21 protein-coding genes and 1 riboswitch are annotated in these 21,188 nt (G+C 59.8%); of the genes, 8 read left to right on the top strand and 13 right to left on the bottom strand.

Annotated elements, in window-relative coordinates; translation table 11 throughout:
• Window positions 1-26: 26 nt before the first annotated feature.
• On the bottom strand, window positions 27-239 hold the full coding sequence (locus tag LGM20_RS17530; protein ID WP_044521787.1) for a hypothetical protein: 213 nt from the start codon (window positions 237-239) through the stop codon (window positions 27-29).
• Window positions 240-649: 410 nt separating this feature from the next.
• On the opposite strand from LGM20_RS17530, the gene uvrB reads away from it, so the two are divergent.
• A complete protein-coding gene (uvrB, locus tag LGM20_RS17525) occupies window positions 650-2,671 on the top strand; it encodes an excinuclease ABC subunit UvrB (RefSeq protein ID WP_004886127.1) in 2,022 nt (673 codons plus the stop codon).
• A gap of 252 nt (window positions 2,672-2,923) precedes the next feature.
• Here the strand turns inward: uvrB and pmrB are convergent, their stop codons facing one another.
• From pmrB to yvcK, 4 genes are all read right to left on the bottom strand, one after another.
• Window positions 2,924-4,021 (bottom strand): two-component system sensor histidine kinase PmrB, encoded by a 1,098-nt coding sequence (pmrB, locus tag LGM20_RS17520; RefSeq protein ID WP_023288917.1) that lies wholly within the window; start codon window positions 4,019-4,021, stop codon window positions 2,924-2,926.
• Between the two features lie 3 nt (window positions 4,022-4,024).
• The gene (pmrA, locus tag LGM20_RS17515) at window positions 4,025-4,696 is read right to left on the bottom strand and encodes a two-component system response regulator PmrA (protein ID WP_023288918.1); all 672 of its coding nucleotides are present in this window, start codon (window positions 4,694-4,696) and stop codon (window positions 4,025-4,027) included.
• Window positions 4,696-6,336 (bottom strand): phosphoethanolamine transferase EptA, encoded by a 1,641-nt coding sequence (gene eptA, locus LGM20_RS17510; RefSeq protein WP_044521791.1) that lies wholly within the window; start codon window positions 6,334-6,336, stop codon window positions 4,696-4,698. Before eptA ends, pmrA begins: the two co-directional genes overlap by 1 nt.
• 103 nt (window positions 6,337-6,439) lie before the next feature.
• Window positions 6,440-7,345 (bottom strand): uridine diphosphate-N-acetylglucosamine-binding protein YvcK, encoded by a 906-nt coding sequence (gene yvcK / locus LGM20_RS17505; protein WP_023288920.1) that lies wholly within the window; start codon window positions 7,343-7,345, stop codon window positions 6,440-6,442.
• A gap of 208 nt (window positions 7,346-7,553) precedes the next feature.
• Window positions 7,554-7,692, top strand: a riboswitch (molybdenum cofactor riboswitch).
• Between yvcK and moaA the strand changes: the two genes are divergently transcribed.
• From moaA to LGM20_RS17475, 6 genes are all read left to right on the top strand, one after another.
• Window positions 7,680-8,669, top strand: coding sequence for a GTP 3',8-cyclase MoaA (moaA, locus tag LGM20_RS17500; protein ID WP_017900173.1), 990 nt, complete (start codon window positions 7,680-7,682; stop codon window positions 8,667-8,669). It overlaps the preceding riboswitch by 13 nt.
• A gap of 23 nt (window positions 8,670-8,692) precedes the next feature.
• Window positions 8,693-9,205 carry a molybdenum cofactor biosynthesis protein B gene (gene moaB, locus LGM20_RS17495; protein ID WP_044521795.1) on the top strand — a complete coding sequence of 171 codons (513 nt, stop codon included), beginning with the start codon at window positions 8,693-8,695 and terminating at the stop codon, window positions 9,203-9,205.
• A 3-nt stretch (window positions 9,206-9,208) separates the two neighbouring features.
• Complete coding sequence (gene moaC, locus LGM20_RS17490) at window positions 9,209-9,697, top strand: cyclic pyranopterin monophosphate synthase MoaC (protein ID WP_004886142.1); 489 nt, start codon at window positions 9,209-9,211, stop codon at window positions 9,695-9,697.
• Window positions 9,690-9,938, top strand: a complete 249-nt coding sequence (moaD, locus tag LGM20_RS17485; RefSeq protein ID WP_023288922.1) for a molybdopterin synthase sulfur carrier subunit — start codon at window positions 9,690-9,692, stop codon at window positions 9,936-9,938. The genes moaC and moaD overlap by 8 nt, the downstream gene beginning before the upstream one ends.
• Before the next feature lies 1 nt (window position 9,939).
• On the top strand, window positions 9,940-10,392 hold the full coding sequence (moaE, locus tag LGM20_RS17480) for a molybdopterin synthase catalytic subunit MoaE (RefSeq protein ID WP_023288923.1): 453 nt from the start codon (window positions 9,940-9,942) through the stop codon (window positions 10,390-10,392).
• A 45-nt stretch (window positions 10,393-10,437) separates the two neighbouring features.
• Window positions 10,438-11,142, top strand: a complete 705-nt coding sequence (locus LGM20_RS17475) for a Bax inhibitor-1/YccA family protein (RefSeq protein ID WP_032455204.1) — start codon at window positions 10,438-10,440, stop codon at window positions 11,140-11,142.
• A 792-nt stretch (window positions 11,143-11,934) separates the two neighbouring features.
• On the opposite strand, the gene LGM20_RS17470 is transcribed toward LGM20_RS17475, so the two are convergent.
• From LGM20_RS17470 to LGM20_RS17460, 3 genes are read right to left on the bottom strand one after another with little or no spacing between them, the layout of a single operon-like run.
• Window positions 11,935-12,900 carry a lysylphosphatidylglycerol synthase domain-containing protein gene (locus tag LGM20_RS17470; protein WP_023288925.1) on the bottom strand — a complete coding sequence of 322 codons (966 nt, stop codon included), beginning with the start codon at window positions 12,898-12,900 and terminating at the stop codon, window positions 11,935-11,937.
• Entirely contained in the window at window positions 12,897-14,141 is a 1,245-nt protein-coding gene (gene clsB, locus LGM20_RS17465; protein ID WP_023288926.1) for a cardiolipin synthase ClsB, read from the bottom strand. Before clsB ends, LGM20_RS17470 begins: the two co-directional genes overlap by 4 nt.
• Window positions 14,138-14,899, bottom strand: coding sequence for an endonuclease/exonuclease/phosphatase family protein (locus LGM20_RS17460; protein WP_023288927.1), 762 nt, complete (start codon window positions 14,897-14,899; stop codon window positions 14,138-14,140). Before LGM20_RS17460 ends, clsB begins: the two co-directional genes overlap by 4 nt.
• A 131-nt stretch (window positions 14,900-15,030) precedes the next feature.
• On the opposite strand from LGM20_RS17460, the gene LGM20_RS17455 reads away from it, so the two are divergent.
• Complete coding sequence (locus tag LGM20_RS17455) at window positions 15,031-15,441, top strand: YbhQ family protein (protein ID WP_044521803.1); 411 nt, start codon at window positions 15,031-15,033, stop codon at window positions 15,439-15,441.
• Here LGM20_RS17455 and LGM20_RS17450 read toward each other — a convergent pair.
• From LGM20_RS17450 to cecR, 5 genes are all read right to left on the bottom strand, one after another.
• Window positions 15,403-16,509, bottom strand: coding sequence for an ABC transporter permease (locus LGM20_RS17450; RefSeq protein ID WP_044521804.1), 1,107 nt, complete (start codon window positions 16,507-16,509; stop codon window positions 15,403-15,405). The two genes, LGM20_RS17455 and LGM20_RS17450, sit on opposite strands and share 39 nt — an antisense overlap.
• Before the next feature lie 129 nt (window positions 16,510-16,638).
• The gene (locus tag LGM20_RS17445) at window positions 16,639-17,772 is read right to left on the bottom strand and encodes an ABC transporter permease (RefSeq protein WP_023288929.1); all 1,134 of its coding nucleotides are present in this window, start codon (window positions 17,770-17,772) and stop codon (window positions 16,639-16,641) included.
• A complete protein-coding gene (locus LGM20_RS17440) occupies window positions 17,762-19,501 on the bottom strand; it encodes an ATP-binding cassette domain-containing protein (protein WP_023288930.1) in 1,740 nt (579 codons plus the stop codon). Before LGM20_RS17440 ends, LGM20_RS17445 begins: the two co-directional genes overlap by 11 nt.
• Window positions 19,494-20,489 carry a secretion protein HlyD gene (gene hlyD / locus LGM20_RS17435; protein ID WP_023288931.1) on the bottom strand — a complete coding sequence of 332 codons (996 nt, stop codon included), beginning with the start codon at window positions 20,487-20,489 and terminating at the stop codon, window positions 19,494-19,496. The genes LGM20_RS17440 and hlyD overlap by 8 nt, the downstream gene beginning before the upstream one ends.
• The gene (gene cecR / locus LGM20_RS17430; RefSeq protein WP_023288932.1) at window positions 20,489-21,148 is read right to left on the bottom strand and encodes a transcriptional regulator CecR; all 660 of its coding nucleotides are present in this window, start codon (window positions 21,146-21,148) and stop codon (window positions 20,489-20,491) included. Before cecR ends, hlyD begins: the two co-directional genes overlap by 1 nt.
• Between the last annotated feature and the right edge of the window lie 40 nt (window positions 21,149-21,188).

The raw sequence follows: 21,188 nt of genomic DNA, 5'->3' as shown, positions 1-21,188 counted from the left end.
GGAAAAAGAACGCTCGGAAAAAAACGCTAAACGCCGATACCATCAGGCACAGCCAGCGCCGGGGCTGCACTTTTCCGGTGCCCGACGCTAAAGGGTGGTGCAAAAAGCAGCAAAAATCGAGCGGCTTTAAGCGGATAGTTATCAAAAATAGTTCGATAAAAATTTTTCGCCGCGCGGTTTAGGCAGCCAGACGATTTGCGCCGGGCGGCGGCGGTCTTGGGCTGCAGACAGTTATCCACTATTCCTGTGGATAACCTTGTGTATTAGAGTTAGAAAACCTGCGGTAAGCTAGAGCGTACGCGGCTTGCGGCTGAATTGGCGCGAAAGGCGTCTTTTCTTTAAAAGCATTAAATATCAGCTTGTTAGATAAAATCAATGGGTGTAAGAAAAGCGTCATCTTCTGCCATAAAACTTTCACCCGTCCGCTTGACAAATGTTAAAAGGTAAAAATTTCTGGGGATAACCCTGACGGCCGGAGGATTATTCCGCCCGGCGCGCGTTTTATATCCCGGTTGCCGGCAAAAAAGGCCAAATCGTGGCGCTATCATAATCACGTACTGTTTAAATATCCAGTATATTTTGTTGGCAAAAAACGGCCCGAGGGGTAGAATTAAACACCGGCCGCTAAATCTTTTTCAGGTTCTGATTGATGAGTAAATCGTTTGTTCTGCATTCCGCCTTTCGCCCCTCCGGAGACCAACCGGAAGCCATCCGCCGCCTGGAAGAGGGGCTGGAGGATGGGCTCGCGCATCAAACGCTGCTGGGGGTCACCGGCTCCGGTAAAACCTTTACCATCGCCAACGTGATTGCCGATCTGCAGCGGCCGACGATGGTGCTGGCACCAAACAAAACCCTGGCGGCCCAGCTCTACGGCGAGATGAAAGAATTTTTCCCCGAGAATGCCGTCGAGTATTTCGTCTCCTACTACGATTACTACCAGCCGGAAGCCTACGTCCCCAGCTCAGATACCTTCATTGAGAAGGACGCCTCGGTAAACGAACATATCGAGCAGATGCGCCTGTCGGCCACTAAAGCGCTGCTTGAGCGGCGCGATGTGGTGGTGGTGGCCTCGGTCTCGGCTATCTACGGCCTCGGCGACCCGGACCTGTATCTGAAAATGATGTTGCATCTGACGGTGGGGATGCTGATTGACCAGCGGGCGATCCTGCGCCGCCTGGCCGAGCTGCAGTATACCCGCAACGATCAGGCCTTCCAGCGCGGCACCTTCCGCGTGCGCGGCGAGGTGATCGACGTCTTCCCGGCGGAATCCGACGATATCGCCCTGCGCATTGAGCTGTTTGACGAAGAGGTTGAGCGCCTGTCGCTGTTCGACCCGCTTACCGGCCATGTGGAATCGACGGTGCCGCGCTACACCATTTATCCCAAGACGCACTACGTGACGCCGCGGGAACGCATCGTCCAGGCGATGGAAGAGATTAAGCTGGAGCTGGCGGAGCGGCGCAAGGTGCTGCTGGCCAACAACAAGCTGCTGGAAGAGCAGCGCTTAACCCAGCGCACCCAGTTCGACCTCGAAATGATGAACGAGCTGGGCTACTGCTCGGGCATTGAAAACTACTCGCGCTTCCTCTCCGGGCGCGGGCCCGGCGAGCCGCCTCCCACCCTGTTCGACTACCTGCCGGCAGACGGCCTGCTGGTGATCGACGAATCCCACGTCACGGTGCCGCAGATCGGCGGCATGTACCGCGGCGACCGGGCGCGCAAAGAGACGCTGGTGGAGTACGGCTTCCGCCTGCCGTCGGCGCTGGATAACCGGCCGATGAAGTTTGAAGAATTCGAAGCGCTGGCGCCGCAAACCATCTACGTGTCGGCGACCCCCGGCGCCTACGAGCTGGATAAATCCGGCGGCGAGGTGGTGGATCAGGTGGTGCGTCCGACCGGTCTGCTGGACCCGATCATCGAAGTGCGGCCGGTGGCCACCCAGGTCGACGACCTGCTGTCGGAGATCCGCCTGCGCACGGCCATCAACGAGCGCGTGCTGGTCACCACCCTCACCAAGCGGATGGCGGAAGACTTAACCGAGTACCTTGAGGAGCACGGCGAGCGGGTGCGCTATCTGCACTCGGATATCGACACCGTCGAACGTATGGAGATTATCCGCGACCTGCGTCTTGGCGAGTTTGACGTGCTGGTGGGGATCAACCTGCTGCGTGAGGGGCTGGATATGCCGGAGGTGTCGCTGGTGGCGATCCTCGATGCGGACAAAGAGGGCTTCCTGCGCTCCGAACGCTCGCTGATCCAGACCATCGGCCGCGCGGCGCGCAACGTCAACGGCAAGGCTATTCTGTACGGCGATAAGATCACTCCCTCGATGGCGAAAGCCATCGGTGAGACGGAGCGGCGACGGGAGAAGCAGCAGCGCTACAACGAAGAGCATGGCATCGTGCCGCAGGGGCTGAACAAGAAAGTGGTGGATATCCTGCAGCTGGGCCAGAGCCTGGCGAAAACCAAAGCCAAAGGGCGCGGTAAAGCGAAGGCCGTCGAGCCTGCCGGGCTCAGCGGCGTGGATATGACGCCAAAAGCGCTGCAGCAGAAAATCCACGAGCTGGAAGGGCAGATGATGCAGCACGCGCAGAACCTCGAGTTCGAAGAGGCGGCGCAAATTCGCGACCAGCTGCATCAGCTGCGCGAACTGTTTATCGCCGCCTCCTGAGTGTTGGCGCATACCGCCGGACGGGGATAGGCGAGGGGGCAGTGAAGGTACGGCGCTGCGCTGACCGTTCCGCAGCCAGATAACCCACGGCGGAGAAGAAAAAAGGCCGCAAAGCGGCCTTCTTAATGTTTGCTTAATCTCGCCAGGCGACACTATCCTCAACCTGATGAGGATAGTGCCCATGCAAAAAATCAACTTCCGTGAATATCTGGCGGTCGCCACCGCCCTGGTCATTATTGTTGCCTTCTTCCATCAGTGGGTGCTGACGTTCTGACCCGCACGCCGCGGGAATAACACCCACGCGCGGACCCCTGGCCCCGGCTGGCGGTTATGCAAAAAGAACTGGGCGTCATGCAGCTGAGCAATGCGCGTGACGATGCTCAGTCCAAGCCCTATGCCGCCGTAGCGACTGTCCATGCGTACAAAGGCCTTACTGAGTTCGCCGCTTTTCGCCTCATCAATTCCCGGTCCTTCATCTTCCACTGCCATCACCGGCATCAGACCCGCTTTCACCGACACGCGGATCGTCGACCCTTGCGGGCTGTAGCGATGGGCATTCTCCACCAGATTGCGCAGAATGACGCGGATGAGCGTCGCGTCGCCAGAGACGACGGCCTCGCTTTCGACATCCGTCAGCAGCAGCCGTTGCTGGCGCTCGGCCAGCATGGTCTCCAGCTCATCCTGCAGCGGTTTGACCACGTCATCCAGCAGCAGCACCTGCTGATAGCTGCCGGCGGAAAAGGACTGACCGACGCGTGCCAGCTGCAGCAGCTGCGAAATGCTGGTGGTCATCTGGTCGAGGCGCTGGATCAGCGGGTCGACGCCCATGCCATGCACTTTCGCCAGCAGCTCAAGGTGCAGCCGCAGCCCGGCCAGCGGGGTGCGCAGCTCATGCGCCACGTCGGCGGTAAACAGCCGTTCGCGGTCAAGGGTCAGATTGAGGCGGGAAACCAGCTGATTCAGGGCGGTGGTCACCGCCGTCACCTCAGGTACCGATTCGCTGAGCACGATGGGGGTGAGGTTGTCCGGCGTGCGACTCTCCAGCTCGCTTTGCAGACGTGAAAGCGGGCGGGTGATTTTGCGTACCGCCAGCATGCTGATATACAGCGCCAGACCCACGATCAACAGGCTCGGCACCAGCAGGCTGGCGACCGCTTCCCTTACCTCATGCTCCACATGCTTCTGATTGTTGTGCCCTTCGATGGCGCTGGCCACCAGCAACTGGATCTGCTCTTTGCTCTCATGCCATAGCCAGAAGACGCTGATCAGCTGACAGACCACCAGAATGGCGCCGATGGTCAACAGCAGCCGGTGGCGCATGGTCCAGTTTTCGGTTGCAAACAGAGCCATGGTCTATTCCGTCTCGTTGTGGTTAGCCAGCATATAGCCGAAGCCCCTGACGGTGCGGATCCGCGATTTGCCAATCTTATCGCGCAGGTTGTGGATGTGCACTTCCAGGGTATTGGTCGCTGGCTCATTGTCCCAGCTGTAGATATCGTTGTAGAGGATCTCGCGATGTACCGGGCTGCCGGCTTTCATCATCAGTCGCGATAGCAGGGCATACTCCTTCGGCGTCAGATCCAGCGCCGTCTCACCGAGCCACACCTGGCGACGGGTGACGTTGAGGCGCAGGTCGCCGACGCTGATTTCGTTATCGCCCTGATTATTATGCCGACGGAGCAGGGCGCGAATGCGCGCGTTCAGCTCTTCCAGGGCAAAGGGTTTCACCAGATAGTCATCCGCGCCGGTGTCGAGACCGCTAATGCGATCCTCAAGGGTATCGCGGGCGGTGAGGATCAGCACCGGCTGAGTCATTTTCTCCCGTCGCATGCGGGCGAGAAAATGCAGGCCGTCTTCGTCCGGCAGGCCAAGATCGAGCACGATCAGGCTATAGTGATTGCTGGCCAGCGACAGCGCCGCTTCGTGCGCTGTGGAGACGCCGTCGCACACGTATCCTTCACTTTGCATCGCCAGGATTAACCCCTGCAACAGCAGCGCATCGTCTTCAATGACTAAGATTTTCATCAACCAGCCTCTCTACATGGCGTTAAAATATCATCTGCCGCCTGGTACTCGTGGGTGCTGACGCCGAGCAGGCCGAGCAGGGTGGAGAACAGATTATCCTGCGAGTAATTCTCTTTTTTCGCTCGCTGCTGCAGACACTGCGCGGAAATGCCGTAGCGTTGCTGGTAGTCGGCAGAGAGCCACATCACCATCGGCACGTGTTTCTGCGTATCGGGCGCGATAGAGTATGGCAGACCATGCAAATAGACCCCATCTTCCCCTAACGACTCGCCGTGGTCGGAAAGATAGACCAGGCTGGTAGTGAATTTGTCCTGTTTCGCCTGCAGGAGTTTTATCGCTTTATCCACCACGTGGTCGACGTACAGGATGGTGTTGTCATACGTGTTGGTCAACTGCTCCCGGGTACAGCCCTGGATCTCATTGGTGTCGCAGGTTGGGGTGAATTTTTTGAATTCAGCCGGATAGCGATTGTAGTACGTCGGCCCATGGCTGCCGATGGTATGCAGCACAATAATGCCATCCTGTTGCAGGTTATCGATATAGCTGTCGAGATGATGGAACAGCACGTCATCGTAGCACTCGCCGTCGATGCACTGCCCGGTTAGCTTCAGATCGGTCACGTTCTGATGCGGTACCCGATCGCAGGCCCCCTTGCAGCCGCCATCGTTGTCGTTCCACAACACCTGAATGCCGGCGCGCTGCAGAATATCCAGCACCCCTTCCTGATGATGGGCCAGCTCTTCGTCATAGTGCGCGCGCGGCATGTTGGAGAACATGCACGGCACCGAGACCGCCGTGGCGGTTCCGCAGGAGGTGGTGTGCGGGAAGTAGATCACCCCGTCCTGTTGCATCAGCGGGTTGGTGTCGCGCGGATATCCGCCCAGCGAGAAGTTGTCCGCCCGGGAAGTTTCGCCCAGCACCACAATCGTCAGGTTCTTACGGGGACCGTTATGCATCACCGGTTTCTGTTTGGCATCTTCGCCAATCTTCACCAGCGGCAGGTTGTCCATGCGATGGTGCGCATACCAGGAGTTCACCGCCACAATGCTGTTGGAGGGACTCAGGGATTTCACCAGCTCCTTGTTGTTGCGAAACAGCGAGGCATAGTCTTTATAAAAGAGGACGGCAATCAGGACGATCAGCAGCGCGGAGGCCACCATATTCACCAGGCGCCAGGCCACGCCGCGCCATAGCGTGGCCGGTTTACGAATTTTAACCCACCAGGCGACCAGCGCCGCCAGCACCCCGGAGAGTCCAAGGACAACGATCATTTCGCCGGAGAGCAGGGCAAAGCTCTCCGCTGGGGTGGTGTCGAGGATGTTGGTGATCATGCTGCGGTCGATCACCACGCCGAAGCTCCAGATGAAGTACTGCGCCGATGCGCTGAGCAGAATAAAAAGGCTAATCACCAGCCGGTCAAGCTTGAGGAACGAGGCGAGGGTGGTGAGGATATTCATCACGCTGAATGCCACCAGCGGCATACTCAGAAACACCAGCGCGGTGTGCAGGTTGTTCACCGGCAGCAGCGTATACGCCTGGCGGTAGAAGGCGAGGTTAAGAAAAAGCCCGATATAGACCGCGAAAATAATCAGATAAGTCGTGCGGCTGACGACCGGCCGACGCAGAGGCAATAACGACATAGTACATACCCACAGGAAGAGATAAGGGTATAGTGCCAGCTCTGTTTTAAGACAACCTTAAGATTTTAAGGTGCGCCGAAAGCCGAGCCTTCGGCGCGCAGGATCAGCCCGGCAGCTGGAGCGCTTTCTCCAGCGCCCCGCGAAGCAGCGCCCGGTCATGGCGATAGGGCACGTCGCTGGCTTCCAGCGGCGTCTGGATCACCAGCCGGTCGTCGATGCCGCTGATATCGGCTTTTGGGCCGGCGATGACTGCATCCACCACCCGCTTGCCAACGTAGCGCTCCATAATCGCGATGCGCTCCGCCAGCGAGAGCCTCGCGGCCGGGCTGTGCTCTTTGCCGAGGTTATCAATAAACACCATCGGCGCCGGAGTGCGGCGCAGCGCCTGGGCCATCTCGTCAAGCAGCAGGATCGGCAGCAGGCTGGTATAGAAACTGCCCGGGCCGATGAGGATCAGATCGGCTTCGGCGATGGCCTCTACCGCCTCGCGGGTGGCCGGTACCGGCGGGGTGAGCATCAACTCCTGCGGCACGCTATCCAGCTGATCGATATTCACTTCACCGTATACTTCATGGCCTTCATGATCGAGCGCCATTAAATCCACCGGTTGTTCCGACATCGGAATAAGAAAAGCGTCCACTTTGAGCAGGTTTCTGATCAAATTGATCGCTTCTAACGGCCGCACGCTGAGGTGATCCAGCGCCTTTAACATCAGATTTCCCAGGTTATGGCCGGAAAGCTCGCCATTGCCGCTAAAACGGTACTCAAACATCGCCGACGCCACGCTCGGCTCGGCGATTAACTGATTGATGCAGTTGCGCATATCGCCCCAGGCAATGCCGCCTTCCGAGCGGCGGATCCGCCCGGTGGATCCCCCGTTGTCGGTGGTGGTCACAATGCCGGTCAGCCGTGAGCCCAGCGAGGAGAGGGAAGACATCACCCGACCCAGACCATGCCCGCCGCCGAGCGCCACCACCCGATCCAGGTCAGCGAATGTACGATTGCGCATAGAAATTCCTTATTTCACATAAACGGCCACACACTACCCGATCTACCCCTAAAAGACGATGGGAGGAGCCCGACAAACTGACCGATATCAAGGCAAAAAGATGATTTATGGCTATTCTGTAACGAAAATGCACGAAGGTAGCGATATATACAAGAATATATAGCGAAATCGCAAATGGCGAAACCGCCTGGAACGCGCTACTATCGGCATAACCTGTTAACACTCTAGCCTCTTCGCCTGTGTCAAAAGATATGGCGGTTTGGCCGCGACGCCCCCGGTTGTCGCCAGGGCGTGGGAAGAAATGACCGCGTCTCCCGTATTTGGAAAGGTGTATATGGCCTCACAGCTTACCGATGCATTCGCGCGTAAGTTTTATTACCTGCGTCTGTCGATTACCGATGTGTGCAATTTCCGTTGCACCTACTGCCTGCCGGATGGCTACAAGCCCGGCGCCGTCAATAACAACGGCTTTCTCAGCGTAGACGAAGTGCGCCGGGTTACGCGCGCTTTCTCCGCGCTGGGCACTGAAAAAGTTCGCCTCACCGGTGGGGAACCCTCCCTGCGCCGTGACTTCACCGAGATCATCGCCGCCGTGCGTGAAAACCCGGCGATCCGTCAGATTGCCGTCACCACCAACGGTTACCGCCTGGCGCGCGATGTCGAACGCTGGCGCGATGCCGGGCTGACGGCGATCAACGTCAGCGTCGATAGCCTCGACGCCCGCCAGTTCCATGCCATCACGGGCCAGGACAAATTCCACCAGGTGATGGACGGGATTGACGCCGCTTTCGCCGCGGGCTTTGACAAGGTGAAGGTGAATACCGTGCTGATGCGCGATGTTAACCATCACCAGCTTGATACCTTCCTCGCGTGGATCCAGCCGCGTCGAATTCAGCTGCGGTTTATTGAGCTGATGGAAACCGGCGAGGGCAGCGACCTGTTCCGCCGTCACCATCTCTCCGGCATGGTGCTGCGCGACGAGCTGCTGCGCCGCGGCTGGATCCACCAGATCCGCCAGCGCAGCGATGGTCCGGCGCAGGTCTTTTGTCATCCGGACTACGCCGGCGAGATCGGCCTCATCATGCCGTACGAAAAAGACTTCTGCGCCACCTGCAACCGTCTGCGCGTCTCCTCCGTCGGCAAACTGCACCTGTGCCTGTTTGGCGAAGGCGGCGTCGACCTGCGCGACCTGATGGCCGATGATCGGCAGCAGGCGGCGCTGGAAGCGCGGATCGCCGAAGCCTTAACCCACAAAAAGCAGACCCATTTCCTGCATCAGGGCAACACCGGCATTACGCAGAACCTGTCCTATATTGGCGGATAATCGTTTTCGAAAGGAGCATTCAGATGAGCCAGGCTAGCGCTGAGTTTATTCCGACCCGTATTGCTATTCTTACCGTTTCCAGTCGTCGCGGCGAAGAGGACGACACTTCCGGCCACTGGCTGCGTGAGGCGGCGCAGGAGGCGGGGCACCATGTCGTCGATAAGGCGATAGTCAAAGAGAACCGCTACGCCATCCGCGCCCAGGTATCGGCGTGGATCGCCAGCGATGAGGTGAAGGTGGTGCTGATCACCGGCGGGACCGGATTCACCGAAGGGGACCAGGCGCCGGAAGCGCTGCTGCCGCTGTTTGACCGTGAGGTGGAAGGTTTTGGCGAAGTGTTCCGCATGCTGTCGTTCGAAGAGATCGGCACCTCGACGCTGCAGTCCCGGGCGGTGGCCGGCGTCGCCAACCACACGCTGATCTTCGCCATGCCGGGCTCGACGAAAGCCTGCCGCACCGCGTGGGACAACATTATTGCCCCGCAGCTGGATGCCCGCACCCGTCCTTGTAATTTTATTCCTCACCTGAAGAAATAATTTATGTCACAACTGACCCATATTAACGCCGCGGGCGAAGCCCATATGGTGGATGTCTCCGGCAAAGCGGAAACGGTGCGCGAAGCGCGCGCTGAGGCTTATGTCGAGATGCAGGCGACGACCCTGGCGATGATTATCGACGGCAGCCACCATAAAGGCGACGTTTTCGCCACCGCGCGTATCGCCGGGATCCAGGCGGCCAAGCGCACCTGGGAGCTGATCCCGCTGTGCCATCCGCTGATGCTCAGCAAAGTGGAAGTCAATCTGCAGGCGCAGCCGGAACATAACCGGGTGCGCATCGAATCGCTCTGCCGCCTGACCGGCAAAACCGGCGTCGAGATGGAAGCCCTTACCGCCGCCTCGGTTGCCGCGCTGACCATTTACGATATGTGCAAAGCGGTGCAGAAGGATATGGTGATTGGCCCGGTGCGTCTGCTGGCGAAAAGCGGCGGCAAATCCGGCGATTTTAAGGTGGACGAACGCCATGATTAAGGTTCTGTTTTTTGCCCAGGTGCGCGAGCTGGTGGGTACTGATTCGCTGACTCTCGACGCCAGCGACCTGGCCACCGTTGAGGCTGTGCGTCAGCAGCTTGCCGCTCGCGGCGATCGCTGGGCGCTGGCCCTGGAGGAGGGCAAACTGCTGGCGGCGGTTAACCAGACGCTGACCGCCTTTGACCATCCTGTCGCCAGCGGGGATGAAGTGGCGTTCTTCCCGCCGGTCACCGGAGGCTGACATGACGCAAACTCGTATCGTCGTTAGCCCGGCGCGCTTTAGCGTCGGCGAGGAGTATCCCTGGCTGGCCGAACGCGATGAAGACGGCGCGGTGGTCACCTTCACCGGCAAAGTGCGCAATCACAACCTCGGCGATAGCGTGAAAGCGCTGACCCTCGAGCACTATCCGGGGATGACCGAGAAATCGCTGGCGGAAATCGTCGACCAGGCGCGCGAGCGCTGGCCGCTGGGCCGGGTGACCATTATCCATCGCATCGGCGAAATGTGGCCGGGGGAAGAGATTGTGTTTGTCGGCGTCACCAGCGCCCACCGCGGCAGCGCCTTCGCCGCCGGCGAGTTTATGATGGACTACCTGAAAACCCGCGCGCCGTTCTGGAAACGCGAGGCGACGCCGGAGGGCGAGCGCTGGGTCGACGCCCGCGACAGCGATCGCCAGGCGGCAGAGCGCTGGTAGTGTGATACGCTTACAGAGTGAAACTTTGTTAATCAGGAGAGAGTCATGGACAGATATCCGCGTTCCGATTCAATAGTGCAGGGCCGCAGCGGCTTGCAGACTTATATGGCGCAGGTGTACGGCTGGATGACGGTTGGCCTGCTGCTGACGGCGTTTATCGCGTGGTTTGCGGCTAACACCCCGGCGGTGATGATGTTCGTCTTTTCGAGCAAAATCACCTTCTTCGGGCTGATCATCGCCCAGCTGGCGCTGGTGTTTGTGCTGTCGGGGATGGTACAGCGGCTGAGCGCCGGGATGGCGACCACCCTGTTTATGCTCTATTCGGCGCTCACCGGGCTGACGCTGTCGAGCATTTTTATCGCCTATACCTACTCCTCCATCGCCAGCACCTTTGTGGTCACTGGCGGGATGTTCGGGGCGATGAGCCTTTACGGCTACACCACTAAACGCGATCTGAGCGGCTTCGGCAGCATGCTGTTTATGGGGCTGATTGGCATCGTACTGGCGTCGCTGGTCAACCTGTGGCTGAAGAGCGAGGCGCTGATGTGGGCCGTGACCTACATTGGGGTGGTGCTGTTTGTCGGCTTGACCGCCTACGACACCCAGAAGCTGAAAAATATCGGCGAGCAGATTGATACCCGCGACAGCGCCACGCTGCGTAAATACTCGATCCTCGGCGCCTTAACGCTGTATCTGGATTTCATCAACCTGTTCCTGATGCTGCTGCGTATTATGGGCAATCGCCGCTAACCTCTTTATACCAAGGGGTTGCATCTCAGAACGCCCGGCAAGCGTAACGCCGCCGGGCAAGCATTGATTACCTTCCAGGCAACCCTCTTGCGCCGTTTTTTTGCCGGGTGGCGGCTGCGCCTTACCCGGCCTACAGGGTTCGTGCGACCTGTCGTTGATTTACCCACTTGTGCGACTGAAACTGCCGGTGCTGACGGCCTCAAAATCGCTGAGACGTTCCCGGAAGGCCGGGGCAGCCCGCATGGATGCGGGCTGAGGGCCGTGTTTTGCATGGATGCTGCCTCGGCCCGACCCGAAGCCTGCAGGGATAAGTCGAAGGGACCACGCAGTGGCGATTTTGCTGGCCGGAGCCCGGGGGTACAGGGGGCGGCGGCGACTGGCCGCCCCCTGTGCGCTCCCTGCGCCGTAAGAGACATAGCGCAGAAGACTAGCCGGGAGCGCAAACTACGCTGAAGCCACCGATAACATAAACAACCCCACGGCAGTGCTTCCCCTCTCCCGGAAACAGTCCGGCTGGCGTTCAGGCCCATGCAAGCGCAGCGCCGCCGGGCGAGACGCCAGGCGCGGTACCCGTGATGTTTCCGGGTAACGGCTGCGCCTTACCCGGCCTGGAGGACCCTCTCACAGGCTCACACCCCGTAGGCCCATGCAAGCGCAGCGCCGCCGGGCGAGACGCCAGGCGCGGTACCCGTGATGTTTCCGGGTGGCGGCTGCGCCTTACCCGGCCTGGAGGACCCCCCTCACAGGCTCACACCCCGTAGGCCCGTGCAAGCGCAGCGCCGCCGGGCGATTTCACTCGCGGGCCAGCTTGCGCTGGTTCTTTTGCCGCAGCTTTTTCGCCCGACTCTCCAGCAGCAGATAGGCCACCGTCGCCAGCAGCAGCGGCAGGAAATAATAGAGCGCGCGCCAGGCGAGGAGGGCGGCGATGATCGCCCCCTTCGAAATCTCTTCCCCGGAGAGCATGGCGATAAACACCGCCTCCAGCACGCCAATCCCGGCCGGGATGTGGATAATCACCCCGGCGATACTGCTCACCAGCAGCACTCCCAATACCAGGAAATAGTTAATCTCGCTGCCCAACAGCAGCCAGATGATCGCCCCCATCGCCATCCAGTTCGCCGCCGAGACCCCCATCTGCAGCAGCGCGAATCGCCAGGAGGGCAGCACCAGCCGCTGGCCTTTGATCGTCAGGTGACGGCGTTTGGCGAACGCGCAGCCGAAGAGATAGCACAGCGTGAGAAATAGCATCGCTCCGCCGATAATCCGCAGGGTGGTCTGGCTGATGTACCAGTGCGACGGCAGCTTCACCAGATCCGCCGTAAAGATCACCCCACCGAGCAGGATATAGCCCAGCCAGTTGGTGGTGATGCTTAAGGAAAAAATACGGGTGATGGTGCTATTGTTCAGCCCCAGCCGAGAGTACAGCCGGTAGCGCATGCCGATGCCGCCGACCCAGGTGCTGAGGGTCAGGTTGAAGGCATAGCAGATAAACGACACCAGCATTACCTGGCGTTTCGCCAGCTTGTGTCCGCACCAGGCGCGGCCAAGCAGATCGTAGCAGCCGTAGATCAGATAGCTGACGATGACCAGCGCAATGGCGCTGAACAAGGCCAGCCGATCGTAGCCGCGGATCACCTTCCACACTTCCTGCCAGTCGACCTTCTGCGCGTAAATCACCAGCAGGACGATCACGGCGATAAAAAAGAGCACGGTCAGCACTCTTTTTGCCATCCGCCAGCGCGGGTGCGATTTGCTCATAGTGGATTATCCCTGGTAGGTGACTCGACGCGATCCTGCGTTTCAATCTCCGGCTGCACCGGCGGGCTAACCCTGGCCAGCCGCGGAGTATGGGCCGGCAGCCAGCCGACCCACGCCGGAAAGTGGCGCAGAAAGTGGAAGGCCATCACGCTCACCCCCAGCCGCCACCAGTTGCGTTTCGGCAGCATTGCTTTATCGATCCGCTGGCAATCCCGGGCGATAAGCCCGTTAAGGTTATCGCGCAGCGTCTGGTTAAACACCCGGTCGTGGATGATCAGATTGGCTTCCAGATTCAGCGACAGGCTGAGCGGATCCAGGTTGCTCGACCCGACGGTGGCCCAGTGGTCGTCCGCCAGGGCGACTTTGCCATGCAGCGGACGGCGGCGATATTCGTAGATCTGCACGCCGCCTTTGACGAGGTAGTGATAGAGCAGGTGGGCGCCAAATTTCACAATTGGAATATCCGGTTCGCCCTGGACGATCAGCTTCACCCGCACCCCGCGCCGCGCGGCATTGCGCATCGCATGCAGCAGACGGTAGCCGGGGAAAAAATAGGCGTTCGCGATTATCACCTCCCGGCGGGCGCTGGTCAGCATCTTCAGGTAGTGGCGTTCGATATCGTCGCGGTGATCCTGATTATCGCGCCAGACGAACAGCGCCTGCGCCTCGCCGGGGGTCTGGTTGATCTCCGGCTGATGGCGACGACGGCGCCACCAGCGGCGGGCGGTTTCGCTGTTGGGCAGATTCTCCAGTTCGAACTGCAGAATATCCAGCACCACCGGCCCCTCGACCTGCACCGTGTAATCCTGCTTCGCCTCCGGGCCATAGTCGCTCATATGTTCAGCGGAGTAGTTGATACCGCCGACAAAGGCGGTGGTGTCGTCGATCACCACGATTTTACGGTGCATGCGACGGAACAGGTTAGTGCGCATTCCCATCAGCTTAGGGCGCGGGTCGTAATAGCGGAAAATCACCCCGGCGGCGGTCAGTTCGCCGACAAACTCATCGCTAAGATCCGGCGAGCCGTAGCCGTCAAGCAGCACTTCCACCTGGATGCCGCGGCGGGCGGCCTTCAGCAGAACCGCGTGCAGCTGTCGGCCGACCTCATCTTCAAACCAGATAAAGGATTCGAGGATCACCCGCCGGCTGGCGCGACCGATGGCCGCAAACAGCGCCGGATAGTACTGGTCGCCGTTCTCCAGTAGCGTAATGCGGTTGCCTTCCTGCCAACGACATTTCACAAATGAATCTCCACGCTAAGGGGTGCATGATCGGACAGATGCCGCCACTGTTTGAGGGCCAGCGCCTTCGGGCGGCTGGCGTGGGCGTTCTTGACGTAAATGCGATCGAGGCGCAGCAGCGGAAAACTGACCGGAAAGGTGCGCGCCGGGCGTCCGCGGGCGCGGGTAAAAATCTCTTCCAGCCCCGCCTGGGCTTTTAACGGCTGGTTAGCCTGCTGACGCCAGTCGTTAAAATCACCGGCCACTACCACCGGCTCGCCGGCGGGCAGGGTGTTGACCCATTCCGTCAACATCCCCAGCTGCGCCTGCCGCTGGTCGGCACGCAGTCCGAGATGGACGCAAATGACGTGAATCGTGACGCCGCTCTGAGGCGGCACGATGCGGCAGTACAGCAGGCCGCGTTTCTCCCCGTTGCCGACCGAGATATCGCGATTCTCATAGTATTCAATCGGGAAGCGCGACAGCACGGCATTGCCATGGTGACCTTCCGGATAGACCGCGTTGCGCCCATAGGCGTAGTCGCTCCACATGGTGTCGGCGAGAAATTCGTAATGGGTCGTATCTGGCCAGTTTTCGATATGCAACGGGTGAACTTCGTGAGCGCCCATCACTTCCTGCAGGCAAACTATGTCAGCGCTGACGCTGCGAACGGCTTCGCGCAGCTCGGGCAAAATAAAACGCCGATTAAACGCCGTAAAGCCTTTATGGGTGTTAATTGTCAGCACGTTCAACGAAAATCCCGACGTTGGCTCAGCCATAATTCTCCAGTAAATGTCACTTTCCTGAATAAAATAGTGTAGTAGACGTCACAAAAAGATGCGGTGTTACGGAATTTTCCGTAAAGTGCGGTACTCTGAGTAGCAGAGAAAAATCCTTCAGGAGAGAAGCCATGAAGTGGCAACAACGTGTACGCGTCGCAACAGGTCTTAGTTGCTGGCAGATTATGTTGCATCTACTGGTCGTGGCAGTGCTGGTGATGGGATGGATGAGCGGCGCGCTGGTGCGCGTCGGATTAGGGCTGTGCGTCCTCTACAGCGTCACGCTGCTGGCGATGCTGTTTCTGCAGCGTCATCACGAGGCGCGCTGGCGCGATGTGGGAGACTTCCTTGAGGAGCTCACCACCACCTGGTACTTCGGCGCCGCCATGATAGCGCTGTGGCTGCTGTCGCGCGTGCTGCACAACAACCTGCTGCTGGCCCTCGCCGGGCTGGTGATACTGGCAGGCCCGGCGCTGGTCTCGCTGCTGGCGAAAGATAAAAAATTACGCAATCTTTCTTCGGAACATCGCATACGCCGCTGAGCCGGTGGTGGCCGCTATGACCAGTAGCGGCCACAAACTTCCCCACACAATCTCCAGACTCGCATCCTTCAGATAAATTTGCTTGGTGATATCGGTAAAGTGGCGGATCGGGTTTATCCACGTCAGATCCTGCAGCCACTGCGGCATGTTTTCCACCGGTGAAACGTAGCCGGAGAGAAGAATCGCCGGCATCATAAAGACGAACACGCCGATAAACGCCTGCTGCTGCGTGGCGCACAGCGATGAGATTAATAAGCCAAAGCCCACCAGCGATAGACCGTAAATCACCATGGTGAAATAGAACAGCAGCAGCGAGCCGGCAAACGGGATCTGATAGGCCCAGATACCAATCGCCAGCACGATAGTCGCCTGCAGGGTGGCGACGATCAGCGCCGGCACCGCTTTACCGACAAAGATTTGCCAGGTGGCGAGAGGCGAGACCAGCAGCTGATCGAGGGTGCCCTGCTCGCGCTCGCGGGCCACCGACAGCGAGGTGACGATCATCACCCCGATGGTGGTGATCATGGCGATGAGCGACGGCACCACGAACCACTTGTAGTCGAGATTCGGGTTATACCAGTTGCGCACCACCAGTTCGCTATTGTTCGGCTTCGCTTTGTCCTCCAGCAGTTCCTGCTGGTAATTTTTCACGACCTGCTGCAGATAGTTGGCGGCGATTTGCGCGCTGTTGGAGTTGCGCCCGTCGAGCAGGAGCTGCAGCGGGGCGGTTTGATAGTTGTCGAGGTCGCGTGAGAAATCCGCCGGGAAGCGCACCACCAGCAGGGCTTTTTGTTCATCGATGGTCGGCTGGATCGCCTGCGGGCTTTTCAGCAGCAGGACGTGGGTAAAGGCTTTGGCGCGGGCAAAGCGCTGAGTGAGTTCCACCGCGTGGCGACCGCTGTCCTCGTTATAGATGGCGATGGTGGCGTTGGTCACCTCCAGCGTCGCGGCAAAGGGAAACAGCAGCACCTGAATCAGCACGGGCATGATTAAAATCGCCCGCGTCTGCGGTTCGCGCAGCAGCGACTGCAGCTCTTTGCGGATCAATGTCCATAAACGGTGAAACATATTAGCTCCTTTGGCCCATTCAACAACGCCGGGCGGCACTGCGCTCGCCCGGCCCACGGGATCGGCGAACTGTATAATCGATGTTGGTTAAACCGTAGGCCCGGTCAGCGCAGCGCCACCGGGCAAAACCTAATCCAGACGCCGTTTGGTTTTCAGCCACGTCAGGCCGATAAACATCACCGCCGAAGCAATCAAAAACAGCACATTCACCAGCAGCACCACCGGAATATTGCCCGCCAGAAACAGGCTTTGCAGGGTGTTGACGAAATAGCGCGCCGGGATCACATAGGTCACCGCGCGGATCACCGCCGGCATGCTGTCTATCTGGAAAATAAACCCGGACAGCATTATCGACGGTAAAAAGGCGGCGTTCAGCGCCACCTGCGCGGCGTTAAACTGGTTGCGGGTGATCGTCGAGATCAGCAGTCCCATCCCCAGGGTGCTGAGCAAAAACAGACTGGTGATGACAAACAGGATCGGCAGCGAACCGCGATAGGGGACGCCGAGAATAAACACCGACACCAGCATACACAGCAGCATCGCCAGCATGCCGAGGAAGTAGTAGGGGATGAGCTTGCACAGCAGCAGTTCAGCGCGGGTGATCTCCGTCGACAGCAGCGCCTCCATGGTGCCGCGCTCCCATTCGCGGGCCACCACCAGCGAGGTCAATATGGCGCCGACCACGGTCATGATAATGGTGATCGCCCCGGGGATAATAAAGTGCTGGCTGATGGCCGCCGGGTTAAACCAGTAGCGCATCTGCACGTCGATCAGCGGTTCAAAGGTCTCGCCGCGGTCTTCCGCCCGCTGCTGCTGCCAGATCTGCCAGATACCCTCCACGTAGCCCTGGGCGAAGTTAGCGGTATTGGGCTCGCTGCCGTCGGTGATGAGCTGGAGCGGCGCAGTGGCGCCGGGGCGGGCCATCTGGCGGTCGAAGTCCACCGGAATAACCACCATCGCGCGGATGCGACCGGCCTGCATCAGCTCAATTAGCCGCTGGCGATTGTCACTGACGGTGGCGTCGATATAGGGCGATCCGGTCATGGTATGCACGAAGTCCAGCGCCTCTTCGCTCTGCTGCTCCAGCAGAACCCCCACCCGCAGCTTGCTGGAGTCGAGGTTAATGCCGTAGCCGAAGATAAACAGCAGCAGCAGAGGGATCACCACCGCAATCAGCCAGCTGCTGGGATCGCGGACGATCTGCCGGGTCTCTTTGACGCACAGGGCGCGGACCCGCCGCCAGGAGAGGAGATTACTGCTCATGGCCATTCTCCTTATCCCAACGGTTAATCAGGGTAATAAACGCCTGCTCCATGGTCGGGTCCGTCTGGTTGTCATCCGCCGCCTGGGCCTTCAGCGCGTCCGGGGTGCCGCTGGCGATAAGCTTGCCGTGATAGACCAGCCCAATGCGGTCGCAATACTCCGCTTCATCCATAAAGTGAGTGGTGACCATCACCGTCACCCCTTTATCCACCATGCTGTTGATATGCAGCCAGAACTCGCGACGGGTGAGGGGATCGACCCCGGAGGTGGGTTCGTCGAGAAAAAGAATGTCGGGCTCATGCATCAAGGAGCAGGCCAGCGCCAGCCGCTGCTTATAGCCGAGCGGCAGCTCGTCGGCGGCGTGGCGGGCGATGCTGTTCAGACCGAAGGCATCGCTCATGCGGGCAATTTTGTCATTTTGCGCCCGGCCGCGCAGGCCGTAGACCCCGGAGAAAAAGCGCAGGTTCTGCTCGACGCTGAGGTTGCCGTACAGCGAAAATTTTTGCGCCATATAGCCCAGATGCTGACGCGCCTTGCCGGAGCTGACCTTGAGATCCATCCCCAGCACCAGCGCTTTGCCGGAGGTGGGCACCAGCAGGCCGCACATCATTTTGAAGGTGGTGGATTTCCCTGCGCCGTTGGGGCCGAGCAGGCCGAAGATCTCGCCGCGCTTGACCTGGAAATCGACGTGGTCGGTGGCGGCGAAATCGCCAAATTTTTTAGTCAGCGACTGCGCCTCAATCACCGTTTCGTCTTTGCTGCCGTCAACGCGATGGATAATCGCCCCCAGCGGCGATTCGGCGGTCCCGGCGCCGCCGAGCAGGTCGATAAAGGCGTCTTCAAAGCGCGGCGCGGTGTCGGTCACCTGCAGCGATGGCATATCGTCATGTTGCTGAACCTCATCGATGCGCGCCTCCTTTTTCAGGATCAGACGCACCGATTTGCCCTGAATCACGCCGTCGCTAACCTGCGGCAGCTTCAGCGCCCGCTGCAGCAGGCGGCGGTTGTTCTCCTGCGGGCTGGAGACCAGAAAGCTGCGCCCGGCCATGGTTTGCGTCAGGGCCGTCGGCTCCCCTTGATAGAGCAGTTTGCCTTCGTTCATCAGCAGCACATCACGACACTGCTCGGCTTCATCGAGATAAGAGGTGCTCCACAGGATCAGCATGCCGTCGCCGGCCAGCTCGTGCACCATCTGCCATAGCTCGCGGCGAGAGATCGGATCGACGCCGACGCCGGGCTCATCCAGCAGCAGCACCTTCGGGTCACCCACCAGGGTACAGGCGAGCCCCAGCTTTTGCTTCATGCCGCCGGAGAGCTTGCCCGCCAGCCGCCCGGTGAACGGGCCAAGGGCGGTGAATTCCAGCAGGCGGTCGAAAATTTTCTTCCGCGCCTCGCCGGTAACGCTGCGTAGATCGGCGTACAGGGTGAGGTTTTCCATCACCGTCAGATCTTCATACAGGCCGAACTTCTGCGGCATATAGCCGAGCACCGCGTGCAGAGCGCTGTCGTCTTTTAGCGGATCAAAGCCAATCACCCTGGCGCTGCCCTCATCAGGCTTAAGCAACCCGGCGAGCATCCGCATGAGGGTGGTTTTCCCTGCGCCGTCGGGGCCCACCAGCCCCGTGACGTAGCCGGCGCGGATCGTACAGGTCAGCGGGGCCACCGCTGGCCTGTCCATCCCGGGGAAACGGCGGCTCAGGCCGTTTAAGGCGATGACGGCCTCACTCATGTCCGTTCCCGTTGTCAAAGGAGACGGTCACCGGCATCCCCTGGCGCAGCGCGCCGTCGGCGTCGGTTACCACGATGCGCAGACGGTAGACCAGATCGGTGCGCAGATCCGGCGTCTCGACAGTCTTCGGCGTGAACTCAGCGCTCGGCGAGACAAAGCCGATTTTGCCGTGATAGGGCTTATCCGGCCGGCTGTCGGTATAGAGCAGCACTGCTTGTCCCGGCTGCGCCTGGCCGAGGTTTTTCTCGTCAACGTAGGCGCGGACCCATACTGGATGGGTCAGGGAGAGGGTTAGCACGGTGCCGCCGGCGTTGAGCATAGTGCCGGGCTCGACGGCGCGGGTCATCAGCGTGCCGTCGGAAGGGGCGGTCAGCACGGTATCGTGCAGGTCCAGTTTAGCCTGGGCCAGCGCCGCCTGCGCCTGTTCGAGGCTGGCTTTGGCCTGGGCTATCTCCTGCGGACGATTGCCGGCGCGGTATTGACGCAGTTTATCCTGCGCTGACTTCAGCGTTGCCTGCGCCTGGTCGCGCGAGGAGCGGGCGTTCTCCAGATCGTTGGCGGAAATGGCGCTGCTGGCGCGTAAACCCAGCTGGCGCTGATAAAAGTTTTGCGCGTAGTCGTAAGCGGCCTGCGCCTGATTCACTGCCGCCGCGGCCTGGGCAATCTCTTCCGAGCGGTAGCCGGCCATCATTAGGTCATACTGCGCCTGGGCGGTGGAGACGTTGGCCTGCGCCTGCAGCAGGGCGTTTTCATAGGGGGCACGGTCAAGCTCGCCGAGGGTTTGCCCGGCGCGGATGCTGTCGCCTTCGTCGACGGTCAGCGAGGCCAGTCTGCCGCCGACGCGGAAGCTCATATTGACGGTGCGGATATCGACATTGCCATACAGAGTCAGCGGCTGCTGCCGGCTGCTCTGGTACCACCACCAGCCGCCGCCCAGCGCGGCGAGAAGAATCACGATCAGCAGAATGACGACGACGGGTTTTTTCATCAGCCCAAACTCCTTTGCGATAACCCATGCAGAATGAAATCGATATGACAGGTAATGACCTCAAAAATCTGTTCGGTTTTTTGCGCGTCAAACTGCGTCCAGCCGGTGCGCAGCAGGATGGTTTCACGCCCGAGACGGAAAGCGAGCACCTCGCCCAGCAGGGCGTGGGTATGGAGGATCATTTGCGTATCACCGGCATCGCGACCCGTCCAGGCGGCGATCAGCCGGGTGAGATAGTGGTGCAGGGGGGCGATCACCTGCTGGTGGATCAGATGGTACGCGGCGGTGGGCGCCAGCTGTTCCCGGGAAATAAATTTGCTCAAGTTGACCGTATCATCCTGGGTCAGCAGCAGGATCATGTTATGGCAGGCGCTGAGGATGAGGGCGCGGATCGCCTGGCGATCCGGCGACTCTCCGGCGAGCAGGGCCTCCGCCGCTTCGGCGTGCGGGCGAAAATTGTCTCCGATAAAATCGGCGATCCACTGGCCGCAGGCGAGATACAGGTCGTCTTTCGAGCCAAAATAGTAGGTGATAGCGGCGATATTCTGCCCGGCCTGGGCGGCGATATCGCGGGTGGTGGCATGCTGGCCGTACTCGCCAAACTGGGCGATAGCGGCCGCGATAAGCTGGCTTTTTGCCTGTTCGCCTTTACTGGTCATCGCGCTCTGAAAAAATTAATCAATCGATTGATTAACTTTA

This window comes from Klebsiella quasipneumoniae subsp. quasipneumoniae, assembly GCF_020525925.1.
Lineage (GTDB): Bacteria > Pseudomonadota > Gammaproteobacteria > Enterobacterales > Enterobacteriaceae > Klebsiella > Klebsiella quasipneumoniae.
The sequence above is the reverse complement of the archived record's forward strand: the minus strand, read 5'-3'. Positions and strand labels throughout refer to the sequence as shown.